This window comes from uncultured Massilia sp., assembly GCF_913773735.1.
Lineage (GTDB): Bacteria > Pseudomonadota > Gammaproteobacteria > Burkholderiales > Burkholderiaceae_D > Telluria.
Genome location: NZ_CAJYEB010000040.1, coordinates 1 through 16117, shown reverse-complemented (window position 1 = coordinate 16117; position 16117 = coordinate 1). Strand labels below are relative to the sequence as shown.

Genomic DNA, 16117 nt, shown 5'->3' with positions numbered 1-16117 from the left:
CGCTGGCCTTCGAGCCGTCGTCCCCGCGCAGGCGGGGACCCAAGTTCCCCGCTCAACCACTGCCGCCAGAACCTGCGCGGCACAGGACGAATATATGGGCGCTTTGCCCTAATTAAATACGCATCGGCATGACGACATACTTGAAGTCGCCGTTGTCCGGAATCGACATCAGCGCCGACGAGTTCGAGTCGCCCAGCGCGATGTTCACTTGCTCGCACTTCAGGTTGTTCAGCACGTCCAGCAGGTAGGTGACGTTGAAGCCGATGTCGATCGCGTCGCCGCCGTAGTCGATTTCCAGTTCCTCGACCGCCTCTTCCTGGTCGGCGTTGGTCGAGCTGATCTTCATCGAGCCCGGGGCGATCAGGCAGCGCACGCCCTTGAACTTGTCGCTGGTCATGATCGCGGCGCGCTGCAGCGAACGCAGCAGTTCTTCGCGGCCGATGGTGAAATCGTTCTTGTAGCCCTTCGGGATCACGCGCGTGTAATCCGGGAACTTGCCCTCGACCAGCTTCGAAACCAGCTCGATGTCGGCGAAGGTCAGCTTCACCTGCGAGGCGGCGATGTCCAGGCGGACCGTGTCGTCGCTTTCTTCCAGCAGGCGCTGCAGTTCGATGATGGTCTTGCGCGGGATGATGACTTCCTGGCGCTCGAATTCCTGCTCGGCTTCCACCTGGGCGAACGCCAGGCGGTGGCCGTCGGTGGCGACGGCGATCACCTTGTTGCCGTCCAGCACCAGCAGCAGGCCGTTCAGGTAGTAGCGGATGTCCTGCTGGGCCATCGCGAAGTGCACCATGTTGAACAGGTGCTTCAGCGTCTTTTGCGGCAGGGTGACGGTGGCGTTGTGCGTGTCGGCCACGGCGACGGTCGGGAATTCCTCGGCCGCCAGCGTCTGCAGGGCGAAGCGCGACTTGCCGCTCTGCACCGTCAGGCGCTTGTTCAGCAGGGTCATCGTGACGTCGCCGGATTCCGGCAGCGCGCGCAGGATGTCCAGCAGCTTGCGGGCGGCGACGGTGGTGCCGGTGGTTTCCGGACCCGAACCGATGTTCGCCAGCGTGGTGATCTGCACTTCGGTGTCGGTCGACAGGAACGAGACGCTTTCGCCGTCCTTGCGGATGAGGATATTGGCCAGAATCGGCATGGTATGCCGACGCTCGACAATACCACTCACGATCTGCAGTGGCCGGAGAAGCGTGTCTCGGGTGGATTTGACCAGTTGCATATTATCCTCGGTAGTATTTATAGGTGAAAATGTTGTTTGCGCAATATTTTGCCAGAAATCACTACGGAAAAACCCTCCGATTCCAATGGTGGAGCAGGGGAGCCTCCCGCTCCGGCATCAGCCCTTCAGCGTCTGTTCCAGCACGTGCAACTCGTGGTTGCATTCGGCATTCTTGGCCCGGTCCTGGGCAATTTTTCGGACGGCATGCAGCACCGTCGTATGGTCGCGGCCGCCGAACAGCTCGCCGATTTCCGGCAGGCTCTTTTGCGTGAGTTCCTTGGCCAGGTACATCGCGATCTGGCGCGGCCGCGCGATGTTCGCGGGGCGGCGCTTCGAATACATGTCGGCGACCTTGATGTTGAAGAAGTCGGCGACGGTCTTCTGGATGTTTTCCACCGAAATCTGGCGGTTCTGCACCGACAGCAAGTCCTTCAGCGCTTCCTTCACCACGTCGATGGTGATGTCCTTGCCGTGGAAGCGCGAGTAGGCCAGGATCTTGCGCAGCGCGCCTTCGAGCTCGCGCACGTTGGAGCGCAGGTGCTTGGCGACGAAGAAGGCGACGTCGTCGTTCAGCACGACGCCTTCCGACTCCGCCTTTTTCATCAGGATCGCCACGCGCATTTCCAGTTCCGGCGGTTCGATCGCGACCGTCAGGCCCGAGTCGAAGCGCGAGATCAGGCGGTCGTCCATGCCGGTGATCTCTTTCGGATAGGTATCCGACGTGATGATGATCTGCTTCTTGGCGGCGATCAGCGCCTCGAACGCATAGAAGAACTCTTCCTGCGTGCGGCTCTTGCCGCCGAAGAACTGGATATCGTCGATCAGCAGCATGTCCAGCGAGTGGTAATAGTGCTTGAAGTCGTCGAAGCCCTTGCGCTGGTAGGCGGTGACGACGTCGCGCACGTACTGCTCGGCGTGGATGTAGCGGATGCGCGCGCCCGGCTGGTCGGCCATCACCTGGTTGCCGATCGCATGGATCAGGTGGGTCTTGCCGAGGCCCACGCCGCCGTAGAAAAACAGCGGGTTGTACGACACGCCCGGGTTGTTGGCGACCTGGATCGCGGCGGCGCGCGCCAGCTGATTGGCCTTGCCGGTCACGAAGTTCTCGAACGTCAGGTCCGGGTTGACGCGGCTCTGCTCGCGGCGCGGGTTGTTGGCGATGACGTTGTCCGGCGTGACCACCGGGGTTTCCGGCACGGTCTTGTCGGCGGCCGCATTGATGCCGACCGCGCCGCCCATGTAGGGCGCCGCCGGCGCAGGGGCCGGCGCGGGGGCGGGCTTGCGCGCCGCCGTCAGCTTGGGGTCGAGCACGAACAGGACGTCGACCGGCCGCTCCCAGTACTGGGAAGCCAGTTCGGTGATGCGGTTGGCAAATTGCGTCTTGACCCAGTCGAGCTTGAAGCGGTTCGGCGCGGCCACGCGCAGCTTGCCGTCCTCGTAATCCAGGGCGACCAGCGGTTTGATCCACGCGGTATATTGCTGCGGCGTCAGCTCGAGTTCCAACTGCTTGGAACAGGTCTGCCAAAAGTTATCCATACATCGACTAAGTTAAGCGTAACACTCTATTTTACCTGTGTTCTCGCAAGTTATCCACAGGCGCGACGTACTTTTTCCACCGAAATCTCAACAGGCTGGACAGGCCGGGCAAGCGCATTTCCGGCTTGCCAATGCTGTCTTGACACAACGGTTGCCTTGACAGTCGAATGCGGAATAGGGTCTAATTCAGGGTTCCCCGCCCGCACGCAATATCAAAGCGATATCACGCGCATGGGCGACAAGCTCTGCTGTGGCGTGACGCTGGCTTAACAACTGCGAAATGTCATTGGCGCACAACCTGCTCCTGTGCAGCAGGTTACCGATTTTGCATTCTAATTTGCTTTAAGCGAGACCACCATGAAACGTACTTACCAACCTTCCGTCGTCCGTCGCAAGCGCACGCACGGCTTCCGCGCACGCATGGCTACCCGTGGCGGCCGCCAAGTCCTGAACGCTCGCCGCGCCAAGGGCCGCAAGCGCCTGGCTGTCTAAGCCGGCAAAGCCGCTGTCGATCGCGGTCAGCCCATGACTGGCGAAGGTTCGCACGACTTCGCGCGCGTTCGGCGTATCGTAAAAACGGATGAGTTTTCATCCGTTTTTCGTTTGCGCCCCTCGCAAAAAACCGCGCATTTCGTGCTCTACACGCGACCGAATGCCCTGCCTCATGCGCGGCTGGGCGTCGTCGCGGCCAAGCGTTTCGCGCCGCGCGCGGTGACGCGCAACACCATCAAGCGCATCACGCGCGAACTGTTCCGCACGGCGCAGCTGCCGGCGCTCGACTGCATCGTGCGCCTGGCGCGGCCGGTCAATACCAAGACCGGTCCGGCGACCAATGCCGCCCTGAAGACGCTGCTGCACGCCGAACTGGCGCGCCTGTTCGCGTCGCAGGCGCCGCGCGCGCGCAAGCCCGTACCCGCGGCGGCGGCGGCACAGGCAGTGCCGGCTGCGCCGCCGCCCACCCAGACGCCGCCGGGACAGTCATGAACCGGCTGCTCGTCTGGCTGTTGCGCGGTTACCAGTTGATGGTGTCTCCGATGCTCGGGCAGAATTGCCGTTTCTATCCGACTTGCTCCAATTACGCGATCGAAGCCGTCAAGGTCCATGGCGCGGCGCGCGGCAGCTGGCTGGCCATGCGCCGCGTCTGCCGTTGCCACCCGTGGCATCCGGGCGGCGTCGATCCGGTGCCTCGTCCCGGGGAGCAATCCCCACCAACCGCTTGCGGTTGCAAGCATTCCTGAATAAGACCAATGGAAATCAATAAACGTACCATCCTGTGGATCGTGTTCGCCGTCTCGCTGGTCGTCCTGTGGAACGACTGGATGGTGGCCAACGGCAAGCAGTCGATGTTCTCGGCCGCGCCGCCGGCCAAGGTCGCCACCGCGCCGACCCCGACGAAGGTGAACGACCTGCCGGCCGCGACGACGCCGTCGACCGTGCCGGGCGCCGCCCCTGCCGCGGGCGCGCCCGCCGCGCCGGTCCAGACCCAGATCGTCACCGTCACCACCGACGTCTACAAGGTCGACATCGACACCGCCGGCGGCGTCATCCGCCGCCTGGAACTGCTGCAGTACCGCGACAAGATCGACCCGACCAAGAACCAGGTGCTGTTCCAGAACAACGGCGCGCGCGTCTACCTGGCCCAGACCGGCCTGACCGGCGCCAGCCCGGCCGGCGTCCTGCCGAACCACAACACGCCGTTCACGGTCCGTCCGGGCGCGCGCACGCTGGATGCCAACAACCAGGTGCAGGTCGTGCTGGACGCGGAGCAGGGCGGCGTGCGCCTGACCAAGACCTTCACGTTCAAGCGCAACGACTACGTGATCGACGTGCGCCACGACGTGACCAACCTGACCCAGGCCCCGGTCTCGCCGTCGCTGTACATGCAGCTGCAGCACGACGGCAGCAAGCCGGAAGGCGACACCTTCTTCAACAGCAGCTACACGGGCCCGACCCTGTGGACCTCGCAGAACCACTACGAGAAGCTGACCTTCGAGAAGATCGCCAAGGGCAGCGCCGAGCACACGAGCAAGGCCACCGACGGCTGGATCGCGATCTCGCAGCACTTCTTCGTCTCGGCCTTCATCGCGCCGGAAAAAGTCCAGCGTGACATCTACACGAAGAGCCTGGGCAACAACCTGTTCGCGATCGGCGAGATCCTGCCGCTGGGCACCGTGGCCCCGGGCGCGACGATCTCGAACGCGAGCCGCCTGTACTCGGGCCCGCAGGTCCAGCACATCCTGGAAAACGTGACCCCGGGCCTGGACCTGGTGCGCGACTACGGCTGGGCGGCGATCATCGCCAAGCCGATTTTCTGGACCATGGACCAGCTGCACAAGATGACCGGCAACTGGGGCTGGACCATCATCGCCCTGACCATCCTGATCAAGCTGCTGTTCTTCCCGCTGTCGGCGGCCGGCTACCGCAGCATGGCCAAGATGAAGACCGTGACGCCGAAGATGCAGGCGATCCGCGAGCGTTTCAAGAACGATCCGGTCAAGATGCAGCAGGCCACGATGGAGCTGTACAAGTCCGAGAAGATCAATCCGCTGGGCGGCTGCCTGCCGATCCTGGTGCAGATGCCGGTGTTCCTGGCGCTGTACTGGGTGCTGCTGGCTTCCGTCGAGATGCGCGGCGCCCCGTGGGTGCTGTGGATCCACGACCTGACCGCGCCGGACCCGTACTTCATCCTGCCGATCCTGTACGCGATCTCGATGTTCGTGACCCAGAAGCTGAACCCGCAGCCGGCCGATCCGATGCAGGCCAAGATGATGCTGTTCATGCCGCTGGCGTTCTCGGTCGTGTTCCTGTTCTTCCCGTCCGGCCTGGTGCTGTACTGGGTGGTCAACAACCTGATCTCGATGGCGCAGCAGTACGTCATCACCAAGAAGTTCGCGCCGGCCAAGTAAGCGCGCCGCGCGTCGAAGGGAAGCCCGTGCCTGCACGGGCTTTTTTTATTGAAAGAACAAGATCCGTCGCCCCGGCGCAGGCCGGGGTCCAATCTTGCACGCGTTACGTCAGCGCTTGCAGAAATTGGACCCCGGCCTGCGCCGGGGCGACCGCAGCAATCGACTACAATCTCCCCATGAAACTCGACACCTCCCCCATCGCCGCCATCGCCACCGCCCCGGGCCGCGGCGGCATCGGCGTGGTGCGCGCTTCCGGCAAGGCGCTCGGCGCCCTGGTCGACGCCCTGTTCCCGGGCACGACGCTCGCCCCGCGCCACGCCACCTACCTGCCGTTCAAGGCTGCGGATGGCACCGTCATCGACGAAGGCCTGGCCCTGTACTTCAAGGGACCCCATTCCTACACCGGCGAGGACGTGCTGGAACTGCAGGGCCACGGCGGCCCCGTCGTGCTGCGCATGCTGCTCGCGCGCGTGCTGGAAGCGGGCGCTCACCTCGGCCTGCGCCTGGCCGAGCCGGGCGAGTTCACCCGGCGCGCCTTCCTGAACGACAAGCTCGACCTGGCCCAGGCCGAAGCCGTCGCCGACCTGATCGACGCATCCACCGAGGCCGCCGCGAAGTCGGCCTCGCAATCGCTGTCCGGCGCCTTCTCGAAGGTCGTGCACGCGCTGGTCGAGAAGACCATCGACCTGCGCATGCTGGTCGAGGCCACGCTCGACTTCCCGGAAGAGGAAATCGACTTCCTCGAGAAATCCAACGCGCGCGGCCAGCTGACGGGCATCGTCGCGGCGCTGGACGCCGTGTTCCGCCAGGCCGCCCAGGGCGCGCTGCTGCGCGAGGGCCTGAACGTCGTGCTGGTGGGCCAGCCGAACGTGGGCAAGTCCTCGCTGCTGAACGCGCTGGCCGGATCGGACGTGGCCATCGTCACGCCGATCGCCGGCACCACGCGCGACAAGGTCAGCGAGACCATCCAGGTCGAGGGCATCCCGCTGAACATCGTCGACACGGCCGGCATCCGCGCCATCGACGAGGGCATCGACGTGGTCGAGCGCATCGGCATCGAACGCACCTGGGGAGAAGTCGGCAAGGCCGACGTGATCCTGCACCTGCTCGACGCCAGCCTCGGCCCGGCCAAGGCCGACGAGGACATCGTCGCCGCCTTCCCGGCCGGCGTGCCGGTGGTGCGCGTCTGGAACAAGATCGACCTGTCCGGCCACCAGCCGGGCGTCGACGAGAGCGCGGACGCCACCCACATCTACCTGTCGGCGCACGAGAAGACCGGCATCGAATTGCTGCGCGCGGCACTGCTGCGCATCGCCGGCTGGCAGCAGACCGGCGAGTCGCTGTACCTGGCGCGCGAACGCCACCTGCTCGCGCTGCGCGCCGCGCGCGAGCACCTGGACATGGCCGGCCGCCACGCGGCGCAGGACGACCAGTCGCTCGACCTGTTCGCCGAGGAGCTGCGCCTGGCGCAGGACCAGCTGTCCAGCATTACCGGGCAGTTCACGCCGGACGATCTGCTGGGGGTGATCTTCAGCCGGTTCTGCATCGGCAAGTAAGCGATCGCCTCCCCGCGACGACCCCGCCCCGGCGGGGTCGTTCGTTTCTGCGCGCACTGCAACGATGTGTGAGCATTGCACGCCCCGATCCTTGCTACCATGGCGGCCATCGACGTTTCGCCAGCCGCCACCTTGCCTGCCGCCTTCGCTCCGCCTCCCGACGCCATCGCCTGGCTGTGGAAGGACGCCACCATCCCCGCCTTTTCGCGCGCCGCCGTCGCCGTGGTCGACCGCCACGTCTGGCTGGCCGGCGACCGGGTGCTGGTGCGTCCCGGCGCCCGGCCGCGCCGGCTGCCCGCGGGCACGCGCGTGATCCCGGTGGTGCACGTCGAGATCGACGTGCTGCGCCCGCCGGCCAGCCTGCGCATGGCGCGCGCCACCATCCTCGATGCGATGGCGCGGGCGGCGCGCGCGTCGACGTCGGGCTGGGTGCAGCTCGACCTGGAAGCCCGGCCGTCGCAGCGCGAGGACTACCGCGCGCTGGTGGCCGACATCCGCGCCGCGCTGCCGCGCGACCTGCGCTTTTCGGTCACCGCGCTGGCCTGGTGGTGCCGCTCCCCGGCCTGGCTCGACGGCCTGGCGGCCGATGAGGTGGTGCCGATGTTTTTCCGGATGGGGCGCGACAACCGGCCGCTGCGCGAGATTGTCGCGCGGCGGCCGCAGGCGCTGCATCCATCGTGCCGTGCCGGCAGCGCCGGCTTTTCGCGGCAGGAACCGTTCCCGCGCGAGGTCGCGGGGCGCTACCGCCGCACTTACTGGTTCGACGAACGAGGATGGAAGGACGCTCCATGAAGAACAAGCCGGCGCTGGCCGCCGCCACCGCAATCCTGCTCGCCACGGCGGCGACCGCCCTCGCCAGCGGCGACTACGGGCCGAGCTACACGATGTTCAAGGCCTACACCAAGCCCGACATCCCGCTCGCGCGCTTCCAGGCCGGCGAGCTGGGCGTGCTGCAGCCGGGCATGCGCCGCGTCTACCTGTATGCCGCGTGGCGCGCGATCATGCTCGGCCCCGCCGCCGCGCAGTCGCCCGGCACGCCGCAGGGCCTGGCGCGCGCCGACGGCAGCGCCTTCGCCCAGGGCTGGATCGACGCCGATTCGCCGGAGGGCAAGGCCGAGGCGGACATGGTCCGCCGTGGCGCCGCCGCCATGGGCCTGGCGGCCGACGATCCGGCCGCGCGCTGGATGGTCGCCTGCGCCCCGGCCGCCAACGCGCAGGCGCGCGCCACGCTGGCGCAGCTGGCGGCGCGCCCGGATGCCAGCCGCGCCCGCGTGGAGGGCTGGCTGCGCGCGCAGTACCAGGTCGGCGAAGCCTGCCAGCGCACCGAGGACGCGCGCTACCAGTTCGGCGAGGACAAGCGGCCGCCGCTCGCGGCGCCGCAGCCGCTGCCCGCGTCCGAGCCGGCCTACTGGCGCCAGCTGCGCGACTACCAGCGCGCCGCCTGGAGCTTCCACGGCGAACGGTATGCCGACAGCACCGCCCTGTTCGAGCGCATCGGCGCCACGGCCGGCCATCCGATGCAGGGGCTGGGCGCCTACCTGGCCCTGCGCTCCGAGGTGCGGCGCGCCGTGGCCGACGCCAGGGAAGCGCCGCCGGCGCAGCGCGAGGCGCGCGCGCAGGCGCTGGAGCGGCGCGGCGCCGCCGTCCTGGCCGACGCGGCGCTGCAGTCGATGCACGAGGCGACGCGCGCGCTGCTGCGCTCGATGCGCGCCGCGCTCACGCCCGAGACCCGGCTGGAGGAATTGAGCCGCTACCTGGACGACCCCAAGGCCGACCCGTACGCGCTCGACCGCCTGGGCGACTGGTCGGTGCTGATGGACGGCGCCGCGCCGCGGCAGGCGCAGGCCCGGGCCGGCCATGCGTTCGCCGACTGGATCGAGACGCTGCGCGCCTGCGGCTACGGCCGCGAGCAGCCCTCCTGCGCCGCCCAGGCCGGCCATGCGCTGGCGCGCTGGAAGCAGGGCGCCCAGCGCCCCTGGCTGGTGGCCGCGCTGATGCTGTCCGAGACCATGGCGGCGGACGTCGAGCAGGCGGCGCTGGCCGTGCCGGCCGGCGATCCTGCCTGGGTCACCGTGCGCTATCACCTGGCGCGCCTGTACCGGCTGCAGGGCAAGGCCGGGCCGGCGCGCGCGATCGCCGACGAGGCCCTGCGGCGCACGCTGTCGCCGGCCACCTGCAACCTGCTGCGCGAGGAACGCTTCGCGCTGGCGACATCGGTGCGCGACGCCGGCGCCTACCTGCTGCGCACCAACGTCGACTATGCGGGCATGGGCGACGGGACGGCCGGTGGCAACCAGGAGGACATGATCAACGACGACGGCCTGGCCTGGTTCAAGCGCCACCTGGCGGTGGCCGACATGGTCGAACTGGCGCGCCTGGAGACGTTGCCGGCGCCGCTGCGCGCGCGCATCGCCGGCGCCGCCTGGATCCGCGCCGGCCTGCTCGACCTGCCGCGCCAGGGCAACGACGCCGCGGCGCTGCTGGCCGCGCTGGCGCCGGAACTGGCCGATGCCGCCGCGCGCTACCGCCAGGCGCCGTCGGCCGCGCAGCGCCGCCACGTCGTGCTGGTGGCCGCGATGCGCTACGGCCTGGGTGCCGAACTGCCGATGCACGCCGAGAAGGTGGCGCGCGTGCCGGACGAGGAGGCGGTCGCCTCGATGTGGTGTTCGTTCCGGGCCGAGCCCGAGCTTGCCGCGCCGGGCTTCCCGTGGCGCCTGCCGCCGCCGCCGCAGGTGGGCGACGCGGCCGCGCTGCGCGCCGAGCTGGCGCAGCTGGCGCCGCTCAGGACGGCGACCGGCGTCGTCGGCGACGACGTGCTGGCCCGCGCATCCAGCCAGCCGGCGGATCCGGAGCTGCCCTGGCTGCTGTCGGCCGTGGTGCGCTCGACGCGCGGCGGCTGCCTCGACCCGGACGCCAAGGGGCTGTCGCGCAAGGCGTTCACGCTGCTGCACAAGCGCTTCCCCGGCAACGCGTGGGCGAAGAAGACGCCGTATTTCTATTGATGGCGGCAGGCGCGGACGGTGGGTGCGCTCCCCCGGCGCGCCAGCCTAGGACACCGCCGGCTCCAGCCACGGCGCCAGCAGTCCCGCCACCCAGTCCATGAACGCCAGCGCCCGCGCCGGCACGTGCCTGCGGCTCGGATAGACGAAGCTGACCGGCATCGGCGCCGGCCGGAAGTCCGGCATCACCTCGACCAGCGTGCCGTCCGCCAGTTTGTCGCGCACGCCGGCTTCCGGGATCTGTGCGATCCCCAGGCCGGCCACGCAGGCCGCCGCATAGGCGGCGGTGCCGTTCACGGTCAGCGCCGCGCCCACGGGCGCGGTCTGCGTGGCGCGGCCGTCGAACCATTCCCACAGCGGGCTGCTGCCCGCCAGCAGGGCGTCGTAGTGGACGATGCGGTGTCGCGCCAGGTCGGCCAGGGTGCGCGGCGTGCCGTGGCGTTCCAGGTAGGCGGGCGCCGCGCAGTTGACCATGCGGTAGCTGCCCAGCGGCCGCGCCACCAGGCTGGAATCGGCCAGCGGGCCGGCGCGCAGCACGCAGTCGTAGCCTTCGCGCACGATGTCGACGCGGCGGTCGGCCGTGCCCAGGTCCACCTGCAGCTGCGGATGGCGCGCCAGGAATTCGCCCAGGCGCGGCAGCACGACGCTGGTGGCCATGCCCACCGACATGTCGACGCGCAGGCGGCCGACGAGGCTGTCCGCGCCGCGGCGGAACATGCCGCGCATGTCCTCGAATTCGCCCAGCAGCGCGCGGCTGCGGGCATAGAAGGCTTCGCCTTCCTGCGTCATCTGCACGCGCCGCGTGGTCCGCTGCAGCAGGCGCACGCCGAGGTCCTGTTCGAGCCGGCGCACGGCGGCCGACACGGTGGCATTCGGCAGGCCGAGCTGGCGCGCGGCGCCGCTGAAGCTGTCCAGCTCCGCGACCTTGAGGAAGACCTGGATGTTGTCGAGTTCGTCCATGGCGAGGATTATGCGCGCAATCTGCAAAGTGCATGCAGAAGCGGGGAGTTTATTGCGCGATTCCTGAAAAATATACTGGACCTCTTTCCAAGGAGAGTCTACATGACCCAACGCATCGCACTCATCACCGGCGGCAGCCGCGGCCTCGGGCGCAGCATGGCGCTGCACCTGGCGCGCGCCGGCACCGACATCGTGATCACCTACCACGCCAACGACGCGGCGGCGCGCGAGGTCGTCGCGCAGGTGGAGGAGCTCGGCCGCCGCGCCGCCGCGCTGCAGCTGGACGTGGCCGACAGCCGCGCCTTCGCCCCCTTCGCCGGCACGCTGCGCGCGCTGCTGGCCGGCTGGGGGCGCGAGCGCTTCGACATCCTCGTCAACAACGCCGGCACCAGCCTGCACGCGCCGCTGGCCGAGGTCACCGAGGCGCAGTTCGACGCCATCGTGGCCGTGCACTTCAAGGCGCCCGTGTTCCTGACGCAGGCGCTGGCGCCGCTGCTGGCGGACGGCGGGCGCATCCTGAACGTGTCCAGCGGCCTGGCGCGCGTCAGCCTCCCGGGTTCCGGCGTGTACGGCGCGGCCAAGGGCGCCGTCGAGGTGCTGACGCGCTACCAGGCGCGCGAGCTGGCCGAACGCCGCATCACCGTAAACGTGCTGGCGCCGGGCGCCGTCGAGACCGATTTCAGCGGCGGCATGGTGCGCGACAACCCGGACGTGAACCGCATGGTCGCCTCGTTCACGGCGCTGGGCCGCGCCGGCCTGCCGGACGACATCGGCGCGGCGGCGGCGGCGCTGCTGGCGCAAGACAATGGCTGGATCACCGGCCAGCGCATCGAGGCCTCGGGCGGCATGATGCTGTAGGCGCCGGCCTGCCGCGGATGTGCTAGGCTTGCCCCATCATCGATTCGAAGGGGAACAGGCATGGCAATCACGCGACGCGATGTCGGCATCGGGGCGGCGGCACTCCTGGGCGCGGGCCTGCTGGCGTCGTGCGCCAGCGTCATCGGACCGCGCCGCGTCGAACTGTCGCAGGCGCGCCTGCAGGCCGGGCTGGAGCGCCGCTTCCCCCTGAACAACCGCCTGCTCGACCTGTTCGACGTGCGCCTGACCCGCCCGCAAGTGGTCGTCCAGCCGGAAACCGACCGCGTGGCGCTGCTGCTCGACGTGTCGGTGGCGCCGCCGTTCCTGCGCCAGTCCTGGAACGGCACGATGGCGCTGTCCGGCCACCTGGTGCTGGATGCCGCGCGCAACGCCGTGTTCCTGGGCGACACCCACGTCGACCGCTTCGACATCGCCGGCATGGACGGCCGCCGCGCGCGCGACCTCGAACGCGCCGCCGACCTGCTCGTGAACCAGCTGGTGCGCGACATGCCGGTCTATGCGTTCCGCCCCGAAGACCTGCGCTACGCCGGCGTGCAGTTCGTCCCGACCCGGCTGGAAACCGCGCCCGGCGCGCTGTTCGTCACGCTCGAACCGCAGCGCTGACGCCCGTCGCAATTCCGACACGGCCGCGATGCACGATTGAACACCCCGATGGCGAGCTTGATATTACTGCTATTATTTCCGGCAGCTGGATGACGCGGTAGCGGTCGCAATGATTGCCACGGGCGCGCGCACGCGTTGTTTCTACGGCATCGCTTGCGACGGCCGTTGCGGCGGCGCCGCAATCGGCGCACACTGCTTGGGCAATGACTTGGGCAATGACTTGGGAAATAAGCTGGAAAAGCATGCAATGCATCCGCAGTGCTTGCGGATTCTCATGCACACGGTGTTCCACTGAAGTAATCTCAGCGTCATCGACGATTGCCGTCCAGGCCGTCGCTGTTCAACGCTGACGTGTTGCCGGTAAGGGGGTAACCTTGGAAACGACACAGGAAAGTTTTCCGGACAAGAGCGTGGCCGTCGAGCCGCTGATCGCCGCGTCGATCGCCCATGCGACGGTGCCGGCCCGCCTGAGCCTGCCGCCCAAGGGGGCATGCTGGTACTGCGAGAAACCGCTCGACAGCGTGCGCCGCTTCTGCGGCAAGTCCTGTTCCGACGCGTTCGACGAAGAAGCGGAATACACCCGCTGAGCGGCCGGGTTCAGCCCGCGGGCGCCGCGCGCCGCAGCAGCTCCAGCGCGCCGTCGAAATCGAAGGACTCGACGGCCTGCGCCACCTCGCGGTAGGCATCCTGGCCCAGGCGCGCGCCCAGCGCTGCGGCCGCGTCGCGCACCAGGTCGACCGCGTCGCCATTGCCCTCGTCCAGCAGGGCCGCGAGCCGCTCCAGTGCATCTTCCCGCGCATCGTGCCGTCCCTGCGCCGCGACGCGCGCGGGGCGCGCGGCCGGCCGTTCCGGCAGCGTGGCGGCGAGCGCATCGAGCTCTCCCAGCACCCTGTCGAGTTCCTCCTGCAGCCGCGCCAGGATGGCGGGCACGTCGCCGCCACCGTCGCTGCCGGCGCGCAGCAGGTGTTCCAGGCGCTGGGCCTGCCGGCCCAGCGGCACCGCCTCGATCATGCCGGCCGCGCCCTTGAGGGTGTGGGCGCGGCGCTGCGCCAGCACCAGGTCGCCGGCATCGAGCGCCTGGCGGATGCCGGCGGCGGCCTGGCGGTATTCCTTGCGGAAGCGTCCGAGCACGCGGGCGAACAGGGCGGCGTCGCCCATCAGGCGGGCGACGCCGCCCGCATGGTCCACGGCCGGGACGGCGGTGGCGTCGGGGAGCGGGGGCAGGCCTGGGGAAATACGCATGAACGGACGGGGCGGGACGCTGGTCTGGCGGGCCTGGTCAGCGGGTCGTGAACGACCACGTGCGACTGACGGCCGTGCCGTCGATCGCGCCGATGAAGGTGACGTCGTAGGTGGTGGCCGCGGCCAGCCTGGCGAGCGGCACGATGGCGGCGGCCGAGCGCGTGGTGGTGTTCGTGTCCTTGCCGTAGGCCAGCAGGCGCGTCGACATGTCGCTGGCGGCGCCGCGCGCGCGGATGGTGAAGGTCTGGACCGTCAGCGTGCGCGTGAGGTTGGTGTGCACGCTGACCGGGTAGCCGACCTCGTTCTGGTTCGGCACCGGATCCGGTTCTTCCTGGTCGCTGAGGAAGTTGGGCGGGACCTGGGCCTGGCCGTTGAACGGCCAGGTGGCCAGGGTGCCGGCCGCGATGCCCGCGCCGAAGCCGTTGCTGGCCGCGAAGTCGGCGGTGAAGTAGTTGTACCCGTTCGATGCCGCCGCCGCGCCGGTGCCGGCTTCCTTGAACACCGGCTCGAAGATCACGAAGCGGTGGTAGATGGCGGTGATCAGTTCCTCGGCCATGTAGAAGCCGGAGTTGTTGCTGGCGGCCGAGATGACTTCGCCGATCGCGTTGGCGCCCTGGATCGTGTAGTTGGCCGCGGCCAGGCGGTCCTGCAGCGTCACGCCGGTGAAGCCCTGGCGGCCCGCGGTCTGGTCGTGCGTGACCGTGTTGTTGATGCGCTGGTAGTCGGAGTGGCCCTGGGCGGCGATGTCGATGCGGCCGTTGCGCGCGAGCGTGGACATGCCGACCTGCGTGCGGCGGTAGTTGATCCAGGCCAGGCCGTCGGTGGCGACGTTGTTGGTGAGGGTGGGCGCGTTCGCATCCACGCCCGAGAACCCGCCCGACGGCGCGCCGCTCGAGCCGCCCGCGTTGCCGGTATTGCTGCCATCGTTGGTGTTGTCGTTGCCGCCGCAGGCGGCGAGCGCCAGGGCGGCGGCGAGCGCGGCCGCGATGGCCCTGGCGCGATGCAGTTTGCTCATCTTCTCACTCCCCATTCGTCGGTCCGCCAAAAGAGCCACCATTCTAGGCGAAATCGGCTGCCGGCGACATCTCCGGGCGCACCCGCGCATGCAGGTAAGCCCATGTAAAATAAGCCATTCTCCAGTCTTGTCGAGCAAACAACTTGAAACCCACCCGCCAGCAGCGCCTCGCGCGCGCCAAGTTCGCCCTGCCCAGCTTCGTGACCCTGCTGTCGATCGCCTGCGGCTTCGGCAGCATCGTGATCTCGGTGGACAATGCGCCGGTGGGCGATCCGGCCGACTACCGGCTGGCCGCGATCCTGCTGGTGCTGGCCGGCGTGTTCGACGCGCTCGACGGCTTCGTGGCGCGCGCCACCAACACCCAGTCGGCGTTCGGCGTGCAGCTCGACTCGATCGCCGACGTGATGAACTTCGGCTGCGCCCCCGGCCTGCTGCTGTACTGCTACGGCTTCGCGCAGCTGGGCGCCGCCCACCCGACCCTGGTGCGCATGGGCGGCCTGGCCTGCTTCGTGTTCGTCGCCTGCGGCGCGCTGCGCCTGGCGCGCTTCAACGTCATGGTCGGCAAGACCGACCCGCGCTACTTCGTCGGCATGCCGATCACCGCCGGCGCCGCCTGCGTGGCCTCGGTGGTCGTGGCCTGGCCCGATCCGGTGGCGACCATGCCGTACGCCTTCCTGGTCATGCTGCTGATGGTGGCGGTGGGCACGCTGATGGTGTCGACGGTGCGCTTCCCCAGCTCCAAGCAGCCCAGGTCGAAGGCCGTGTTCGTGGGGCTGGGCGTGTGCGTGGCGCTGCTGGCGCTGCTGCAGACGCGCTTCTTCGCGCTGTTCTTCGTGTTCTACATCGGGGCGACGCTACTGCTCAACATCGCGTGGAAGGGCGGCTGGACGGGCATCGCGCCGCCGAAAGTGTACGTGGACGACGACCCTGCGTAGGGTGGACGGCTCCGCCGTCCACGCGTCCAGTCATCCTTCGATTCGTCGTGCAGTATGCCGGCGTCGCGTATCGCCGCGTGGACGGGGAACCCGTCCACCCTACGCGAACTGGCGCTGCTGCAGACGCGCTTCTTCGCGCTGTTCTTCGTGTTCTACATCGGGGCGACGCTGCTGCTCAACATCGCGTGGAAGGGCGGCTGGACGGGCATCGCGCCGCCGAAGGTGTACGTGGACGACGACCCTGCGTAGGGTGGACGGCTCCGCCGT

17 protein-coding genes are annotated in these 16117 nt (G+C 68.7%); 12 read left to right on the top strand and 5 right to left on the bottom strand.

Features of this window, described 5'->3' with window-relative positions:
• Positions 1–112: 112 nt before the first annotated feature.
• Positions 113–1219: a DNA polymerase III subunit beta gene (gene dnaN / locus QZ749_RS20545; RefSeq protein ID WP_296950655.1), complete on the bottom strand. Its 1107-nt coding sequence runs from the start codon at positions 1217–1219 to the stop codon at positions 113–115.
• A 117-nt stretch (positions 1220–1336) separates the two neighbouring features.
• Positions 1337–2755: a chromosomal replication initiator protein DnaA gene (dnaA, locus tag QZ749_RS20540; protein ID WP_296950652.1), complete on the bottom strand. Its 1419-nt coding sequence runs from the start codon at positions 2753–2755 to the stop codon at positions 1337–1339.
• Between the two features lie 357 nt (positions 2756–3112).
• On the opposite strand from dnaA, the gene rpmH reads away from it, so the two are divergent.
• From rpmH to QZ749_RS20505, 7 genes are all read left to right on the top strand, one after another.
• Positions 3113–3247 (top strand): 50S ribosomal protein L34, encoded by a 135-nt coding sequence (gene rpmH / locus QZ749_RS20535; protein WP_040378179.1) that lies wholly within the window; start codon positions 3113–3115, stop codon positions 3245–3247.
• 33 nt (positions 3248–3280) lie between these two features.
• Positions 3281–3739 carry a ribonuclease P protein component gene (rnpA, locus tag QZ749_RS20530; RefSeq protein ID WP_296950632.1) on the top strand — a complete coding sequence of 153 codons (459 nt, stop codon included), beginning with the start codon at positions 3281–3283 and terminating at the stop codon, positions 3737–3739.
• The gene (gene yidD / locus QZ749_RS20525) at positions 3736–3993 is read left to right on the top strand and encodes a membrane protein insertion efficiency factor YidD (RefSeq protein ID WP_296950630.1); all 258 of its coding nucleotides are present in this window, start codon (positions 3736–3738) and stop codon (positions 3991–3993) included. The genes rnpA and yidD overlap by 4 nt, the downstream gene beginning before the upstream one ends.
• Positions 3994–4002: 9 nt before the next feature.
• Positions 4003–5661, top strand: coding sequence for a membrane protein insertase YidC (gene yidC, locus QZ749_RS20520; RefSeq protein WP_296950628.1), 1659 nt, complete (start codon positions 4003–4005; stop codon positions 5659–5661).
• Between the two features lie 176 nt (positions 5662–5837).
• Positions 5838–7217 carry a tRNA uridine-5-carboxymethylaminomethyl(34) synthesis GTPase MnmE gene (gene mnmE, locus QZ749_RS20515; RefSeq protein ID WP_296950627.1) on the top strand — a complete coding sequence of 460 codons (1380 nt, stop codon included), beginning with the start codon at positions 5838–5840 and terminating at the stop codon, positions 7215–7217.
• A gap of 99 nt (positions 7218–7316) precedes the next feature.
• Positions 7317–8009, top strand: coding sequence for a hypothetical protein (locus QZ749_RS20510; protein ID WP_296950624.1), 693 nt, complete (start codon positions 7317–7319; stop codon positions 8007–8009).
• On the top strand, positions 8006–10219 hold the full coding sequence (locus QZ749_RS20505) for a hypothetical protein (protein ID WP_296950622.1): 2214 nt from the start codon (positions 8006–8008) through the stop codon (positions 10217–10219). The genes QZ749_RS20510 and QZ749_RS20505 overlap by 4 nt, the downstream gene beginning before the upstream one ends.
• Before the next feature lie 45 nt (positions 10220–10264).
• Here QZ749_RS20505 and QZ749_RS20500 read toward each other — a convergent pair whose 3' ends face one another.
• Entirely contained in the window at positions 10265–11176 is a 912-nt protein-coding gene (locus QZ749_RS20500; protein WP_296950620.1) for a LysR family transcriptional regulator, read from the bottom strand.
• A gap of 102 nt (positions 11177–11278) precedes the next feature.
• On the opposite strand from QZ749_RS20500, the gene QZ749_RS20495 reads away from it, so the two are divergent.
• The 3 genes from QZ749_RS20495 (at position 11279) to QZ749_RS20485 (ending at position 13245) form a co-directional block, all read left to right on the top strand.
• Positions 11279–12034: an SDR family NAD(P)-dependent oxidoreductase gene (locus tag QZ749_RS20495; protein WP_296950617.1), complete on the top strand. Its 756-nt coding sequence runs from the start codon at positions 11279–11281 to the stop codon at positions 12032–12034.
• 60 nt (positions 12035–12094) lie between these two features.
• On the top strand, positions 12095–12658 hold the full coding sequence (locus QZ749_RS20490; protein WP_296950615.1) for a DUF1439 domain-containing protein: 564 nt from the start codon (positions 12095–12097) through the stop codon (positions 12656–12658).
• A 374-nt stretch (positions 12659–13032) separates the two neighbouring features.
• Positions 13033–13245, top strand: coding sequence for a hypothetical protein (locus QZ749_RS20485; RefSeq protein WP_296950614.1), 213 nt, complete (start codon positions 13033–13035; stop codon positions 13243–13245).
• Between the two features lie 10 nt (positions 13246–13255).
• On the opposite strand, the gene QZ749_RS20480 is transcribed toward QZ749_RS20485, so the two are convergent.
• Both QZ749_RS20480 and QZ749_RS20475 read right to left on the bottom strand, forming a co-directional pair.
• A complete protein-coding gene (locus tag QZ749_RS20480; RefSeq protein ID WP_296950612.1) occupies positions 13256–13900 on the bottom strand; it encodes an Hpt domain-containing protein in 645 nt (214 codons plus the stop codon).
• 37 nt (positions 13901–13937) lie between these two features.
• The gene (locus QZ749_RS20475) at positions 13938–14915 is read right to left on the bottom strand and encodes a CAP domain-containing protein (protein ID WP_296950607.1); all 978 of its coding nucleotides are present in this window, start codon (positions 14913–14915) and stop codon (positions 13938–13940) included.
• 143 nt (positions 14916–15058) lie between these two features.
• On the opposite strand from QZ749_RS20475, the gene pssA reads away from it, so the two are divergent.
• Both pssA and QZ749_RS20465 read left to right on the top strand, forming a co-directional pair.
• Positions 15059–15850: a CDP-diacylglycerol--serine O-phosphatidyltransferase gene (gene pssA / locus QZ749_RS20470; protein WP_296950605.1), complete on the top strand. Its 792-nt coding sequence runs from the start codon at positions 15059–15061 to the stop codon at positions 15848–15850.
• Positions 15851–15904: 54 nt separating this feature from the next.
• A complete protein-coding gene (locus QZ749_RS20465; RefSeq protein WP_296950602.1) occupies positions 15905–16099 on the top strand; it encodes a hypothetical protein in 195 nt (64 codons plus the stop codon).
• Positions 16100–16117: the final 18 nt, after the last annotated feature.

Excerpts from the sequence above, each read along its gene's own strand:
- mnmE (WP_296950627.1), top strand. The coding sequence starts at position 5,838 with ATGAAACTCGACACCTCCCCCATCGCCGCCATCGCCACCGCCCCGGGC.
- rnpA (WP_296950632.1), top strand. The coding sequence starts at position 3,281 with ATGACTGGCGAAGGTTCGCACGACTTCGCGCGCGTTCGGCGTATCGTA.
- QZ749_RS20490 (WP_296950615.1), top strand. The coding sequence starts at position 12,095 with ATGGCAATCACGCGACGCGATGTCGGCATCGGGGCGGCGGCACTCCTG.
- QZ749_RS20510 (WP_296950624.1), top strand. The coding sequence starts at position 7,317 with ATGGCGGCCATCGACGTTTCGCCAGCCGCCACCTTGCCTGCCGCCTTC.
- QZ749_RS20480 (WP_296950612.1), bottom strand. The coding sequence starts at position 13,900 with ATGCGTATTTCCCCAGGCCTGCCCCCGCTCCCCGACGCCACCGCCGTC.
- rpmH (WP_040378179.1), top strand. The coding sequence starts at position 3,113 with ATGAAACGTACTTACCAACCTTCCGTCGTCCGTCGCAAGCGCACGCAC.
- QZ749_RS20495 (WP_296950617.1), top strand. The coding sequence starts at position 11,279 with ATGACCCAACGCATCGCACTCATCACCGGCGGCAGCCGCGGCCTCGGG.
- QZ749_RS20465 (WP_296950602.1), top strand. The coding sequence starts at position 15,905 with ATGCCGGCGTCGCGTATCGCCGCGTGGACGGGGAACCCGTCCACCCTA.
- yidD (WP_296950630.1), top strand. The coding sequence starts at position 3,736 with ATGAACCGGCTGCTCGTCTGGCTGTTGCGCGGTTACCAGTTGATGGTG.
- QZ749_RS20505 (WP_296950622.1), top strand. The coding sequence starts at position 8,006 with ATGAAGAACAAGCCGGCGCTGGCCGCCGCCACCGCAATCCTGCTCGCC.
- yidC (WP_296950628.1), top strand. The coding sequence starts at position 4,003 with ATGGAAATCAATAAACGTACCATCCTGTGGATCGTGTTCGCCGTCTCG.
- QZ749_RS20500 (WP_296950620.1), bottom strand. The coding sequence starts at position 11,176 with ATGGACGAACTCGACAACATCCAGGTCTTCCTCAAGGTCGCGGAGCTG.
- dnaN (WP_296950655.1), bottom strand. The coding sequence starts at position 1,219 with ATGCAACTGGTCAAATCCACCCGAGACACGCTTCTCCGGCCACTGCAG.
- dnaA (WP_296950652.1), bottom strand. The coding sequence starts at position 2,755 with ATGGATAACTTTTGGCAGACCTGTTCCAAGCAGTTGGAACTCGAGCTG.
- QZ749_RS20475 (WP_296950607.1), bottom strand. The coding sequence starts at position 14,915 with ATGAGCAAACTGCATCGCGCCAGGGCCATCGCGGCCGCGCTCGCCGCC.